This is a genomic window from Variovorax sp. GW821-FHT10D07, assembly GCF_059415325.1.
Window position 1 is genome coordinate 42,250 of the sequence record NZ_JBWKMZ010000029.1, and the last position, 13,791, is coordinate 56,040.

The 13,791-nt window shown below is 72.0% G+C and carries 14 protein-coding genes; 4 read left to right on the top strand and 10 right to left on the bottom strand.

The genetic code is table 11. The features are described 5' to 3' along the window. Positions 1-241 precede the first annotated feature (241 nt). The 3 genes from AC07PU_RS41535 (at position 242) to AC07PU_RS41545 (ending at position 2,318) form a co-directional block, all read left to right on the top strand. Positions 242-1,399: a porin gene (locus AC07PU_RS41535; protein WP_093348488.1), complete on the top strand. Its 1,158-nt coding sequence runs from the start codon at positions 242-244 to the stop codon at positions 1,397-1,399. Positions 1,400-1,482: 83 nt separating this feature from the next. After that, on the top strand, positions 1,483-1,779 hold the full coding sequence (locus tag AC07PU_RS41540; protein WP_093348491.1) for a hypothetical protein: 297 nt from the start codon (positions 1,483-1,485) through the stop codon (positions 1,777-1,779). A 17-nt stretch (positions 1,780-1,796) separates the two neighbouring features. Beyond that, the gene (locus AC07PU_RS41545; RefSeq protein WP_495323578.1) at positions 1,797-2,318 is read left to right on the top strand and encodes an ATP-binding protein; all 522 of its coding nucleotides are present in this window, start codon (positions 1,797-1,799) and stop codon (positions 2,316-2,318) included. 3 nt (positions 2,319-2,321) lie between these two features. On the opposite strand, the gene AC07PU_RS41550 is transcribed toward AC07PU_RS41545, so the two are convergent. From AC07PU_RS41550 to pbpC, 6 genes are all read right to left on the bottom strand, one after another. Beyond that, on the bottom strand, positions 2,322-4,316 hold the full coding sequence (locus AC07PU_RS41550) for a putative bifunctional diguanylate cyclase/phosphodiesterase (RefSeq protein WP_093348496.1): 1,995 nt from the start codon (positions 4,314-4,316) through the stop codon (positions 2,322-2,324). Between the two features lie 127 nt (positions 4,317-4,443). After that, positions 4,444-4,836 carry a hypothetical protein gene (locus AC07PU_RS41555; protein WP_093348498.1) on the bottom strand — a complete coding sequence of 131 codons (393 nt, stop codon included), beginning with the start codon at positions 4,834-4,836 and terminating at the stop codon, positions 4,444-4,446. 194 nt (positions 4,837-5,030) lie between these two features. Continuing rightward, positions 5,031-6,332, bottom strand: coding sequence for a CynX/NimT family MFS transporter (locus AC07PU_RS41560; RefSeq protein ID WP_495323579.1), 1,302 nt, complete (start codon positions 6,330-6,332; stop codon positions 5,031-5,033). Beyond that, positions 6,329-7,045, bottom strand: a complete 717-nt coding sequence (locus tag AC07PU_RS41565) for a FadR/GntR family transcriptional regulator (RefSeq protein WP_495323580.1) — start codon at positions 7,043-7,045, stop codon at positions 6,329-6,331. Before AC07PU_RS41565 ends, AC07PU_RS41560 begins: the two co-directional genes overlap by 4 nt. A gap of 237 nt (positions 7,046-7,282) precedes the next feature. After that, complete coding sequence (locus AC07PU_RS41570; RefSeq protein ID WP_495323581.1) at positions 7,283-8,773, bottom strand: TPM domain-containing protein; 1,491 nt, start codon at positions 8,771-8,773, stop codon at positions 7,283-7,285. Continuing rightward, a complete protein-coding gene (pbpC, locus tag AC07PU_RS41575; protein WP_495323582.1) occupies positions 8,770-11,067 on the bottom strand; it encodes a penicillin-binding protein 1C in 2,298 nt (765 codons plus the stop codon). The genes AC07PU_RS41570 and pbpC overlap by 4 nt, the downstream gene beginning before the upstream one ends. Before the next feature lie 338 nt (positions 11,068-11,405). Between pbpC and AC07PU_RS41580 the strand changes: the two genes are divergently transcribed. After that, on the top strand, positions 11,406-11,621 hold the full coding sequence (locus tag AC07PU_RS41580; protein WP_093348507.1) for a hypothetical protein: 216 nt from the start codon (positions 11,406-11,408) through the stop codon (positions 11,619-11,621). A 13-nt stretch (positions 11,622-11,634) separates the two neighbouring features. On the opposite strand, the gene AC07PU_RS41585 is transcribed toward AC07PU_RS41580, so the two are convergent. The 4 genes from AC07PU_RS41585 to AC07PU_RS41600 form a co-directional block, all read right to left on the bottom strand. Next, positions 11,635-12,261 (bottom strand): LysE family translocator, encoded by a 627-nt coding sequence (locus tag AC07PU_RS41585; RefSeq protein ID WP_203204800.1) that lies wholly within the window; start codon positions 12,259-12,261, stop codon positions 11,635-11,637. 32 nt (positions 12,262-12,293) lie between these two features. Next, positions 12,294-12,695: a GFA family protein gene (locus AC07PU_RS41590; protein ID WP_093348512.1), complete on the bottom strand. Its 402-nt coding sequence runs from the start codon at positions 12,693-12,695 to the stop codon at positions 12,294-12,296. A gap of 146 nt (positions 12,696-12,841) precedes the next feature. Next, positions 12,842-13,120 (bottom strand): DUF2277 domain-containing protein, encoded by a 279-nt coding sequence (locus AC07PU_RS41595; RefSeq protein ID WP_093348515.1) that lies wholly within the window; start codon positions 13,118-13,120, stop codon positions 12,842-12,844. A gap of 39 nt (positions 13,121-13,159) precedes the next feature. After that, a complete protein-coding gene (locus AC07PU_RS41600) occupies positions 13,160-13,675 on the bottom strand; it encodes a GNAT family N-acetyltransferase (protein WP_495323583.1) in 516 nt (171 codons plus the stop codon). Positions 13,676-13,791 lie beyond the last annotated feature (116 nt).

Sequence of the window (13,791 nt, forward strand, 5' to 3'; positions counted from 1 at the left end):
CGCACCCTCCCCCCCCCCCCCCCCCCCCCCCCCCCCCCCCCCCACCCCTTGCATAGCGTCAACAGGCCCTAAAGCATCGCGCGGCTTTTGGGAGACTTTTGGTAAGGACGGCATTGGGGTGTTCGCGCATCGATTGCGCGCAAAAACAACATTCGCCCCCATGCACCAGATTCCTCCAAATTTGGACGAGAGCATCCGTTCCGGCCGCTCGATGAAGAGCGCCGAAACCGGAGAAACCTGAATGAAGAAATCCCTCACGGCCCTGGCCGCGCTGACCGTCACCGGCCTGGCCTGCGCCCAATCGTCCGTCACCCTGTTCGGCGTCATCGACGCCGGCGTGAGCTACCAGTCGGCCACCTCGCGCAACGCGATCACCGGCATCACCAGCAAGCAGAGCCAATGGAGCCTGGCCAACTCGGGCTACAACTCCAGCCGCATCGGCTTCAGGGGCACCGAGGACCTGGGCGGCGGGCTGGCCGCGAGCTTCTGGCTCGAGGCGCCGATCACCAACGACGACGGCGCGACCGGCATCGCCAACTTCAACCGGCGCTCCACCGTGAGCCTGTCGGGCGGCTTCGGCGAAGTGCGGCTGGGCCGCGACTACACGGCCACCTTCTGGAACGACACCGTGTTCGATCCCTTCGGCACCAACGGCTCGGGCACCAACGTCATCAGCACGGTGAGCGCCAGCACGGGCATCGGCAACAGCAACTACACGCGCGCCAGCAACATGGTCGCGTACTTCCTGCCGCCCAACCTCGGCGGCTTCTACGGCCAGGTGCAGTACAGCCTGAACGAGAACGTGCGCACCAGCGCCACCGACCTCACGGCCGCCACCAGCAGCAGCGCGGGCCGCTACGTCGGCGGGCGCTTCGGCTATGCCAACGGGCCGCTCGACATCGCGCTGGCCGCGGGCCAGAACGTGGCGGTCGACACCACCACGCTCACGCGCAAGGTGCAGACCGTCAACCTCGGCGCCTCGTACGACTTCGGCCCGGTCAAGCTGTTCGGCGAGATCTCGAACGTGCAGAACAAGTTCGACACCGGCCTCTCGAACACGCACGACAGCTACAAGGGCTACCTGATCGGCGCCACCGTGCCGGTGGGCCCGGGCCTGATCCGCGCCTCGTACTCGACGGTGCGCTACAACGAGGGCGCCGCCGGCATCTTCGGCGAGGACCCGCGCGTCAACAAGCTCGCGCTGGGCTACGTGCACAACCTGTCGAAGCGCACGGCCCTCTACGCCACCATCGCGCGCGTGAGCAACCGCAACGACGCGGCCTACACCGGCAGCCTCACGGCCGCCAGCACCACCGGCTACGGCACCACGGGCGTGGGCTACACCGGCCTGCCCAAGTCCTCGACCGGCTACGACTTCGGCATCCGCCACGCGTTCTGACGCCGGCATGCGCCCGCGCGCACTTCGTGGCGCGCGGGCGCGTGTGCCGCGCGCGGCCGCAGAAGAAAAGAGGAGAAGCTTTCATGACATTCCACATCCGCTGCCTGGCCGGCGCGCTGGCCGCGGCCAGCCTCGGCGGCTGCATCGTGCTGCCGCCGCCCATGGCTTACGGCCCGCCACCGCCGCCGATGACCCCGCGCCTGTCGATGCCCGGGCCGCTGACCGCGCGCCTGATGCCGCTGCCGGCCTGGGACATGTGCGAGGGCGAGCCCGAGGGCGCGCGACCCGTGCCGCCGGGTCCGCGCGGCGATGCGCTCGCGGGCCGCTGCGAGCGCACGCCCTCGGGCGCGCTCGAGTACCGACCCGGCGCGCCGCGCTGAGACCGGCGCGCGCAGCCATGCAGACCGGCAACCTGGGCCTCGTCATCGCCAGCGTCATCGGGCTCGGCTTCGCGGGCGTCTTCGGCCTGATGGGCTCGCTGCTGGTCGCGAACCTGCGCGACGGGGCGCGGGCGCGCGAGGCCGCGGCGCGTGCGCGCGACGAAGCGCTGCAGCGGCTCGGCCGCAGCGCGGTGCACGACCTGCGCGCGCTGCTCGGCGCGGCGCTGCCGCGCGCCGCCATCGAGCTGCCGCCGCAGGCCGTGCCGGTGCTGGCGGTGGAGAGCGAATTGCGCGAGCTGCTCGCGCAGATCGCCGCGCAGGCGCTGCCGGCCGCGCCGCGCGATGGGCTGCGCGTGCATGCGCGCATCGAGGGCGCGCAGGCGGTGGTGCATTGGCGCGATGTGGGCGCCGCGCCCGTGCGCGCCTGCGAACGCATCGCGGCCGGCCTCGGCGGGCGGCTCTATGCGGCCTCGCATGCGGGCGGCCCGCTGGGGCTCACCTTGCGGCTGCCGCTGCATGGCGGCCCAGTGCCGGGCTGAAGTTCAGCCGGGCAGGCGCTGCGCCCAGGGCAGCACCTTGTCGAGCGGCATCGGCCGCGCGAGGTGATAGCCCTGCATCAGCGGGCAGCCGAGCGCGTTGAGCGCCTCGAGCTCCTCGCCGGTCTCCACGCCCTCGGCCACCACGTCGATGCGCAGCGAATGGCCCAGCCGGATCACCGACTCGACCAGCACGCGGTTGCCCGGCGAGGCGGCCAGGCCGAGGATGAAGCTGCGGTCGATCTTGACCTGCCGCACGTACTTGCTGCGCAGCGAGGCCAGCGAGGAATAGCCGACGCCGAAGTCGTCGACCACGATCGCCACGCCCGCGTCGGCCAGCGCATGCAGCCGGGCGCTGGCGGCAAAGGTGTCGAGCGCGATCTCCTCGGTGATCTCGATCTGGATGCGGTGCGGCGCGATGCCGTGGCGCGCGATCTCGCCGAGCACGATGCGGTCGAGCGCGAGCTGCGACATCTCGCGCGGCGAGACGTTCATCGCCACCGGCACGGCCTCGAAGCGCGGGTCGGCCGCGGCCAGTTCCTGCAGCCCGACGCAGATCTCGGCCAGGATGTGGCGCAGCAGCGATTCGGCCAGGCCGGTGCTCGCGGCCGCGCGGATCACGTCCTCGGGCGGGATCCAGCCGTGGCGCGGATGCTGCCAGCGCAGCAGCGCCTCGAGGCTGTGCAGCCGGCGGCCGCCGTCGGCCAGGATCGGCTGGTACCAGACGCCGATGGCGCGCGAGGCGACCGCGCCGGGCAGGTCGCGCTCGACGTCGCGCCGCGTCACCAGGCGCTCGCGCAAGGCCTCGTCGAAGCGGCGGCAGCGGCTGCGGCCCGCGCGCTTGGCCTCGTGCAGCGCCTCGTCGGCCGAGCTCAGCATGTCGGCGATGGACACGCCGCGCTCGACGCAGATGCCCACGCTCGCGCTCAGCTTGCCGCCGTACTGCGCGGTGGCCGAGGCGATCGATTCGATCAGCGCCTGCCCCACCTGGTCGGGCGAGGGGCCGCCGTCCTCGGCGATGAACAGGGCGGCGAACTCGTCGCCGCCCCAGCGCCCCAGGATGGCGTCGCGCCCGGCCAGCTCGCGCTGCAGCCACTGCGCCACGTCCTGCAGCACGCGGTCGCCCATCTTGTGGCCGAAGGCGTCGTTGACGGCCTTGAAGCCGTCGATGCCGAGGATCAGCAGGCCGTGCTCGCGCTCCTTGCCGCCGGCATCGATGCGCAGGCTCGAGGCCTGGGTGAAGCCCTCGCGGTTGAGCAGGCCGGTGAGCGCGTCGTGCGCGACGCGGAAGGCGAGCTGGCGCGTCGATTCGAGCGACAGCGTGTGCGACTGGCGCAGGCGCGCGGCCATCGACACGGCCTCGTTCTTGAGCCGGCTGCCCTCGCGGAAGCCGCGCGCGCTCTGCAGCGCCGCGCGCACCAGCGCCGCGAGGTAGACCAGCACCATCGCGGCCAGCGCGAGGTGGTCGAAGCCGCCGGCCCAGACCAGGCAGCCGAACACCGAGAGCAGCGCGGGCGTGATGAAGCTGATCGGCACCGGCGCGTAGGCGATGCCGTAGGTGACCGAGCCGGCGCAGATGCCGCAGACCACGGTCAGGTAGAACAGGGTCTGCGGCGAGGTGTAGCCCTCGCAGAGGATCGGGATCAGCGCCCAGACCGAGCCCGAGAGCAGCGCGAACAGCCAGGCCAGGCGCAGCTCGTGGTCGACCGCGGGATCGCTGCCGTTGGCGCCGGGCGAGGCCACGAAGGGCCGGCGGCAGACGAAGATGCGCGTGATGTTGACGGCCAGCGAGAGCGTCAGCCAGGCCAGGCCGAGCGCGGTCAGGTCCGAGTGGTGGGCCAGCAGCGCCACCGTGAGGCTCAGCACCAGGTTGACCGGGATCGCGGCGAGCACGCTGCGGCGCACCGCCAGCATCTGCTCGGTGCGCACCATGCGCGACAGCGCGGGGCTGTCGGGCGAGCCAGCGGCTTCTTCTTCCTGCGGGGCGGAGGAGGCGTTCATGAAATGGATCGGCGACGCATCATGCACCGGTCCGCCGCATTGCGCAGCGCGGCACGGCCGCCGTGGGCGGCCTGCGCGGTTCCCCTCGGGGTCACCGCGCGCGGGAGGGTTGCCGCAACGGCACCCTTCAGCGCACCGTCGACATCACGGTCGCGCGGCAGCGCGGCTGGTCGCGCGGCGCGAGCAGGACGCAGTTGTCGAGCGCGCGCTGCTGCATGTCGCTGAGCTTCGGCGGTTCGCGGTAGACCGGCGGGGGCGGCGGCGCGGCATAGCGCTGGCGGCGCTCGTACTCCCAGCGGTCGCGGTCGTCGCGGCTGCGTTCCCAGCGTTCGCGTTCCCAGCGATCGCGGTCGCGCTGGCGGTCGAAGCGCAGCCGGTCCATGCACGAGTGGAAGTCCATGCCCGAACGGCCGCTCGCGCAGTAGCGGCGGTCGGCTTCATAGACGTCCATGTCGCGCTGGGCCAGCGCGGGGGCGGTCTGGATCAGGCCCAGCAAGGCCAGGGCGGCAAGTTTCTTCATGGTGCGCTCGTCGAAGAGAAGCCGTGAGGCGGGTGGATCGGGGCGGTGCCTGCTCGGGGCCGCAGTCTGACCGTCGGCATGGCACGAAGTTTCTCATGCTCCGGACCCCTCGCTCTTCGGACGCGCGAGCTTCTTGTTGTAGGCGCGCGCGGACTGCGCGCCGCGTCGCGCCTGCGCCACGCCGGCCCGGACTTCTAGCGCGGAACGGTCACCGCGTTGACGTGCAGGGTGCGACCCGCGCCCATGCCCGCGATCAGCATCGCGACACCGACCGCGACGAACAGCCACGAGGCGGCGCTGAAGCTGCCGGTCCAGCCGTGCAGCAGCCCGGCCAGCAGCGGACCGAAGGCCGCGATGACGTAGCCCACGCCCTGCGCCATGCCCGACAGGTGCGCGGCCACGTGCGAATCGGGCGAGCGCAGCACGATCATGGTGAGCGCCAGCGCGAAGGTGCCGCCCTGCGCGATGCCCAGCAGCACGGCCCAGACCCACACGCCGCCGAGCGGCGCGAACAGCTGGGCCAGCATGGCGGCCACGGTAAGCAGCGCGAGCGCCACGGCCAGGCCGATCTGGTTGCGCAGCCTGACCGCGAGCGCGGGGATCACGAGGCAGGTCACGACCTGCGTGATGACCGAGACCGAGACCACGTAGCCCGCGGTGTCGCTGGCCAGCCCGCGTTCGCGCAGGATCGGCGCGAGCCAGCCCATGACGATGTAGGCCAGCGCGGACTGCAGCCCCATGAAGCAGGTGACCTGCCAGGCCAGCCGGTCGCGCCACAGGCCGCGCACGGTGAAGCCGGCTTCGCTGGCGATCGGCTTGAGCGGCAGCGCCTGCGGCGCCCACAGCAGCGTGACCAGCGCGGCCGGCAGCGCCCAGACCGCGAGCGCCGCGGTCCAGCCGCCGCCCAGCGCATGTTCGATCGGCACCGTGAGGCCGGCCGCGCTCGCGGCGCCGCCGCACACGGCCATGGTGTAGAGGCCCATCATCAGCGCCGCCTGCCCGGCGAAGTCGCGCTTGACCAGGCCCGACAGCAGCACGTTGGCCACCGCGATGCCGCTGCCGGCGATCGCCGAGGCGACGAACAGCAGCGGCACGTGGCCGGTGCCGCGCAGCAGCGTGCCGACCAGGATCAGCGCCATGCAGCCCAGCAGCGTGCGCTCGGTGCCGAAGCGCCGGCCGAGGCCGGGCGCGAGCGGCGCGAACAGGCCCAGGCACAGCACGGGCAGGGTGGTCAGCAGGCTGGCGGCGGTGGCCGACAGGCCGGTGGAACGGATGATCTCGGGCAGCACCACCGAGAGGCTGGAGAACACCGGTCGCAGGTTGAAGGCGATCAGCACCACGCTGGCGCCCAGCAGGATGCGGCGGCCGCGACTCGGCGCCGGGGTGGGCGGCGGCGCGGGCTGGCTGTCGACCTCGGCGTCGATCAGCAACTGGCCGGCATCGGCATCGGCGGGCGCGTTGCGGCGGGTGGCCGTGGGGAGGGTGGTGGCGGTCATGGGCGGGACGGCGCGCATGGGCCGTCGGTGGGGGTGTCGGTGCCGGCGGCGAGCGTCGCGATCATGGGCGTCATGAAGGCGCGCACGGCGGCGTCGGCGCGCTCGGGGTCGCGGCTGGCGATGGCCTCGACGATCGCGCGGTGGGCCGCGTCGTCGGGCTCGGGCAGCAGCGTGCCCATGGTGCTGGCGATCGTGTCCTTGATGTAGCCGCCGATGAAGCGCACGGTTTCGGCGAGCGCGAGGTTGCCCGCGATGTCGACGATGGCCAGGTGGAAGGCGAGGTCGCGCTCGATGAAGGCCGCGCCGCCGTCGCCGGGCGCGGGCGTGCCGCGGCCATCGAGCAGGGCGTGGAGCTGGCGCAGGTCCTGGGGCGTGTGGCGCAGCGCGGCCAGCCGCGCGGCCTGCACCTCGAGCGCGCAGCGCACCTCGAACTGGTCGAGCAGGCTGGCCAGGCGCAGCTTCTGCAGGCTGGCGCCGGGATCGAAGCCCGAGCGCACGTAGGTGCCCGAGCCCTGGCGCACCTCGAGCAGGCCGCGCGAGACCAGCGTCTTGACGGCCTCGCGCACGGTGCCGCGGCTCACGCCGAGCAGTTGGGCGAGTTGCGGCTCGATGGGAATGCGTGCGCCGACGGGCCAGCGGCCGGCGGAGATTTCGGCACGGATGCCGTTGGCGGCGGCTTCGACCAGGGAAGTGCGGGGGGCTTGGGCGAGCATGAAGTGCTAATTCATTGAATCATCGGATGAATTGTGTCGAGGGTCGGTAGGCCTGCTGGCGGGAGGGGCTTGCAACGGTCGAGATGGGGTCGGGGGCGTGCACAGGACACCGGGTACTCCCCTCCGCGAATGTCCCCCGGCCTGCGGCCTCCTCCTTGATTTCGCTGCGGGGAGTACCCGGTGCCCTGCGCACGTGGGCACGATGTCGGGAGTTGACGCGTGCGGCGTGGTGCGTTGCTACCAGCTTCCCGAGGCGCCGCCGCCGCTGCTCGAGCCGCCGGAATCCGACGAGGACGACGACGAGGAATCCGACGACGAGGACGAAGAGGAATCGGACGACGAGGAGGAACTGCTGCTCCATCCGCTGTCGCCGTAGTCGCGGTCGCCGCCGCCACCCCCGCCGCCGTCGGCCGGGAAGAAGGCCACGAGCAGTGCCACCACCGTGACGGCGGCGAGCACGATCCAGAACAGCTGCGGATCGAGCTCGTCGTGCGCCATCCCGACGAACAGGCCCACCAGCACGCACACCACGATCCAGCGCGTGACGAAGCTGCGCACGCCCTTGCGCCAGGCCTTGCGCATGCCGGTCACGATCAGCAGGCCGACCAGCACGGCCGCGCCCAGCGCCAGCATGCCGAGCAGGGACCAGCCCACGCGCTCCCAGCCCAGTTGCTGGCCCGCGATCACCACGCCCGCGATCAGCAGCGCGATGCCGGCGACGACGAGGCGCATCGTGCGCCACAGGCCGCAGCCGTAGCCAAGGCCGAAGCCCATCGGCACCGGCATCATCGCGAGCGCGATCGCGAACATCGGCTCGCCGAGCGTGGCGGCCGCGGCGACCGGCGCGACCGCGAGCGCGCCGAAGGTCCAGGGCCAGCGCCGCAGGGTCTTGCCAGGCGCGGCCGCGGCAAGGGCCGAGGCGCTTTCCAGCTCGGCCGCGACGCTGGCCTGCGCGCGGCGTGCGCGCTTCGACGAGCGGCGCGCGCTGCTGCGGGCCTGCCGTGCGCGCCGCCGGGCGAGCCAGTCGGCGTCGGTGCGCAGCTCGGCCGCGTTCTTCTTCTGCCGGCTCTGCCAGAGCCCGACCAGCGCCGACCAGCCGATCACGGCGAAGAAGGCCCAGCCCTCGGGCGTGACATGCGATCCGCGCGGTTCGGGCGGCGTCGATTCGACGGGCTCGCCCGGATCGATCAGCGGCAGTTCCTGGGCCATGGCCATCGGCTCGCCGCGGATCAGCTGCGCGATGCCATCGACCGCGGCACCCAGGCCGCCGTCGAAATCGCCGGCGCGAAAGCGCGGCGTCATCTCCTGGTCGATGATGCGCGCGGCCTGGATGTCGGTGATGCGGCCCTCGAGGCCGCGGCCGACCTCGATGCGCATGCGCCGGTCGCGGATCGCCACCAGCAGCAGCACGCCGTCGTCCTCGTCCTTGCGCCCGAGCTTCCATTGCGCGAACACGCGCGTGGCGTATTGCTCGATGCTGTCCTCGCCGGTGGTCGGCACGATCAGCACCGCGAGCTGGGCCTGGGTCTCGCGCTCGATGTCGGCGATGCGCTCGCGCAGCGCCTCGGTCTGCGCGGCGTCGAGCGTCTTGTTCTGGTCGATCACGCGCGACTTCATCGCCGGCACGGGCACGGGCCTGGCCTGCGCGCCGAACACCGCGGCGAACAGCAGCACGAGGCACAGCCAGAGGCGCAGGCCGGGTCGGAAGTTGAGGGCCGTCGCCTTCATCGCTGGGCGCTCTTCGTCACGACGCCCGCGCCGCGCACCTCGAGCCGGCGCTGGTCCACCACCTTGCCGCCGGCATCGACCAGCTCGATCAGGTGGCGGCCCGGCCAGGGCAGCCACTGCGCGCTGTTGCCGCGCGCGAAGTGCTTGCCGTCGATGCGCCATTGCACGCCGCGGCCTTCCGATTCGAAGCGCACGCGCTGGCGCAGCGGCGGGATGTCGGGATCGAGCGCGATGATCGTGCCGTCGGCCGGTGCCGTGATGCGCGCGACGCTGGCCGTGCCCGCGGCGCCGGGGTCGTTCGCGAGCGCGAACAGCGGCTGCTCGGTGCCCTGCACGAACCATTCGTCGCGCGCGGCCTCGAGCGCGTTGCCGTCGGGACCGGGGCCGAAGTCGATGTGCGTGCGCACCAGGCCCGGCGGCGGCGCGGGCGCGCGGCTCGGCTCGCGCGCGTGCAGGAAGCGCATGACCTCGGCCCAGACCGGCGCCGCGCCGCTGGTGCCGCTCACGTCCCACATCGATGCGCCGCTCGCGTTGCCGACCCACACGCCGACCGTGTAGCGCTGCGACCAGCCCACGGCCCAGTTGTCGCGCATGTCCTTGCTGGTGCCGGTCTTCACCGCGCTCCAGAAGCGGGTCGAGAGGATGCTGTCGAGGCCGAAGGTGCGGGTGCGCGCGTTGGGGTCGGAGAGGATGTCGCCGACGATGAAGGCGGCGCGCGGGTCGAGCACCGATGCCGGGCTCTTTGCGGTGGCGGCGGTGGTGGTCTTCCTCGGCTTGTCCGGCGCGGCCGGCGCCAGCAGCGTGGTCGTGCCGTAGCGCCCGCCGTTGGCCAGCATGCGGTAGGCATTGGTCAGCGACAGCAGCGTGACCTCGGCGCTGCCGAGCGCGAGGCTGTAGCCGTAGTAGTCGCCGCTCTCGCGCAGCGGCAGCCCGGCCGCGCGCAGCCCGCGCGCGAAGGATTCGGGCGACACCATCACCAGCGTGCGCACGGCCGGCACGTTGAGCGAGGCCGCGAGCGCGGTGCGCGCCGACACCGGGCCCTTGAAGCGCCGGTCGTAGTTCTGCGGGATGTAGAGGCCGCTCGCGGTGTTGATCTGCGCCGACGAGTCCTCGATCAGCGAAGCCGCGGTGAGCCGCTGCTCGGCGATCGCCTGGCCGTAGAGCAGCGGCTTGAGCGTCGAGCCCGGCTGGCGCATCGCGGTCACGCCGTCGACCTCGGCCGCCTGGCTCAGCGGCCCCGAGGAGCCGACCCAGGCCAGCACCTCGCCGGTGGCGTTGTCGAGCACCACCAGCGCGCCGTCCTCCACGTGCCGGCCGCGCAGCTCGCGCAGGTGGCGCTGCAGGGTGCCGAGCGCGAAGCGCTGCAGCGGCGCGCGCAGCGTGGTGCGCACGCTGCCGTCGCCGGCGTCCTTCGCGGCCGTCTTGGCCTCGCCCGGCTGCGTGTCTTCCTGCCCGGGCTCGCGGCCCTCGCGCGCCTGGCGCAGCGCGCGCCGCGCGGCATGCGGCGCGATGCCCTCGCTGGCATCGAAGGCGCGCCGTTGCACCGCGGCGCTGGTGAACATGTCGAGCGCCTCGCAGTCGGCCTTGCGCTGCGGCTCCATGGCGCGCAGCACCTCGCAGGCGCGCTGCGCCACCAGGGCCGGCCGCGCATTGGGCGCGCGCACCAGCGCGGCGGCCACCGCGGCCTCGCGTGCGTCGAGGCCGCTCGGCGCCTTGCCGAACAGGGTGCGCGAGAGCGCGTCGATGCCCACGATCTCGCCGCGGAACGGCACGCTGTTGAGGTAGGCCTCGAGGATCTGGTCCTTGCGCCACTGGCGTTCGAGCTGCGCCGCGGCCACGGTCTGGCCGAGCTTCTGCGTCAGGCTGCGGCCGCCGCCACCGCGCCGCAGGTCCTCGTCGAGCAGGCCCGAGAGCTGCATCGTGATGGTCGAGGCGCCGCGCGTGCGCGTGTTCCAGAGGTTGCCCCAGGCCGCGGCCGAGACCGCGCGCCAGTCGACGCCGCTGTGCTCGTAGAAGCGCCGGTCCTCGCTGAGCACCATCGCCGTGCGCAGCGCCGGCGAGATGTCGGCCAGCGCGGTCCACTGGCCGCGTCGCACGCTGGCGTCGGTGCGCACGCGCTGCAGCAGTTCGCCGTTGCGATCGAGCACCGCGGTGTCGGACGAGCGGAAGTCGCGCTTCACCTCCTCGAAGCCGGGCACGGCCCATGCGGCCTGCGTCGTCAGCATCAGCGCGGCGAGCGCCAGCATGAGGCGCGGGAACGCGGGAGGAGGAAACAGGGCGGTGGGCGTCGGCATCAGGGCAGGGGTGCGCGCGGGGAAGGCGCCGGGCTGGAAAGCGGCCGCCATTCTCGGCCATGCGCGTCGGGCTGCCGTCCTGCCGAAAGATGTAGACGGAAGTTCGAAGCGGTGCCGCGCGGCATGCGCCTACTCGCGGACGCGGGACGCACCGCCACGCGGGGGCCGGGCGCGTCGCTCACAGTCGGCAGCAGCTGCCACATCCGGTCACACAACTTCACCGCGGCGCAGCCATCGCGACACCGGGGCCCGACCTGCGTGGCCTTCAATGCGCTACCGCTGCGGCGCCCAGAGGCCAGCCGCTGCGGTGTTCCACAACCATTCCAAGGAGAACCCTCATGAAGAACAACAGACTCGCCACCCTGGCCGTCGTGCTGTCGGCCTCGGCCGTGCTGGCCGGCTGTGTGGTCGCCCCCGGCTACGACCGCCCGCCGCCGCCGCGCCACGGCGACCGTGACCGCGACGGCGTGCCGAACCGCTACGACCGCGATCGCGACGGCGATGGCGTGCCCAATCGCTACGACAGCCGTCCGGGCGATCCGCGCCGCAACTGATTTAGGGGCCGGCTCAGGCCGGCCGGCGCGCCATCAGCGCCCACAGGCCCGCCGCGCTCAGCAGCGCGCCGCCGCCGAGGTTGAAGCGGCGCTGCGCGCGCGGCGACGACAGCAGGCGCCGCGCCGAGCCCGCGAACACCGCATAGAGCGTGGCGTTCAGCGTGGCCATTGCGACGAAGGTCAGCGCCAGCACCCACATCTGCGGCGCGACCGCGGCCTTCTGGCTGATGAACTGCGGCAGGAAGGCGACGAAGAACACGATGCCCTTCGGGTTGAGCGCCGTCACCAGGTAGGTGTTGGCGAACAGCCGCCAGCGCGAGGCGGGCGCTTCCGGCGTCGCGATCTCGGCGCTCGACACGCCCGCGCGCAGCAGCTTGATGCCCAGGTACAGCAGGTACAGCCCGCCCACCCACTTCACCGCGTTGAACCAGAAGGCCGAGGCCGCGAGCAGCGTGCCCAGGCCCAGCAGCGACACCACCAGCGCGGTCGAGTCGCCGAGCGCCACCGCGGCCACCAGCGGCACGTTGGCGCGGCGGCCGTGCGACATCGAGTAGCTGATGACGGTGAGGATGGTCGGGCCGGGAATGATCAGCAGCACGGCCGAGGCGGCCACGAAGGCAAGCCAGAGTTCGAAGGGCATGGGGTGGTTTCTCCTGGGGTTGTGTTCGTCTGTCAGGGATCGATCGCCGTGCGCGCCACGTGCCAGGTGCCGCGGTGGCCGTCGACGTAGCGCAGGGGCGAGTTGACCAGATCGTCGAGGTCCACGTCGTCGAGGCAGGTCACGTTCACGCCATAGGCATGGGCGCCGGTCTCGGGCGAATGGCCCACGCCGAAGGAGCGCACGCCGCAGAGCTTGCAGACGATGTAGTGGCTGTTGCGGCTGTCGAGCATCTGGTCGCTGAGCTCGGATTCGCCCTCGAGCAGGCGAAAGGCCTCGGGCTCGACGATGGCCGGCCAGAAGCGCGTGCGGGTGCAGATCGCGCAGTTGCAGCGCAGCGTGCCCAGGCTCAGGTCGATGTCGGCTTCGAAGCGCACGGCGCCGCAGTGGCAGCCTCCGATATAGGTCTTTCTCATTCGGTCGATGTCCGCGTCTTCTTGAATGTGTTTCGGCTTGCAAGGCACGATACCAAAGGCCTTTTGGCCCTGCGCCGCGGCAGGCGCAAAAACCGTGCGCGGCGAAGGCCGAACGCGGCGGGCTGAGGCGCGAATGCCGGCCGCGGTCACGAAAGCTGCGTGCCGAAGCGCGCCGCCGAGCGGGCCTTGGCGCGCTCGGCCTCGATCTCGCGGTCGCGCGGCTCGGCCGTGGTCACCAGCGATTCGAGCAGCCGCGCCGCGCTGGCGCTGACTTCCTCGACGGCGCGTTCGAACGCGGCCTCGTTGGCGCGCGAGGGCACGTTGAAGCCGCTGAGCTTGCGCACGAACTGCAGTGCCGCGGCGCGGATCTCCTGTTCGGTGGCGGGCGGCTCGAAGTTGTAGAGGGTCTTGATGCTCCTGCACATGGTGTCGGGTCTCCGGGCTCTTGTCGGGTACGGACCAGTCTAGTGGGGCGCGGTGGCCTCGGTGGCGAGCAGGGCCATGGCGTGGACGTCGTGGTAGATGCCGTCGACGCGCATCGCCTGGCGTTGCAGGCCTTCGTGCTGGAAGCCGAAACGTTCGTAGAGCGCCTTGGCGGGGAGGTTGTCGTCGCGCACCGTGAGTTCGATGCGGGTGAGGCCTTTGAGCCAGGCGGCTTCGATGGCGGCGCGCAGCAGTTGAGGGCCGAGGCCTTGGCCGCGGGCGTCGGGGTGCAGGGCGATGCCTAGGGTGCCTGCGTGGGCGCGGGTCTGGCCGAAGGTGGGGGCGATGTCGCACCAGCCTATGACCTGGTTGTTTTCTACGGCTACGAAGTGGGGGGAGTGGGTGGCGCGCAGATGGCGGTAGAAGTCGGTTGTCGAGTCGTAGGGCGGGGCTTCGGTGAGGGCCAGGTACTTTTTTTCTCGGGCTACCGTGTCGAGGGTTTGGTGGAGGGAAGGGTAGTGATGTGCTTCTGCGGGGAGGATGACGGCTTGAGGCATGGTGCTGGGCAGTTTGCCAGGGTGTGCTCTCCTCTCTGCTGAGGCTGTTGGCCGGGTCTCGCCCCGGCGGGCGAGTCACTTTCTTTTGCTTCGCCAAAAGAAAGTAACCAAAGAAA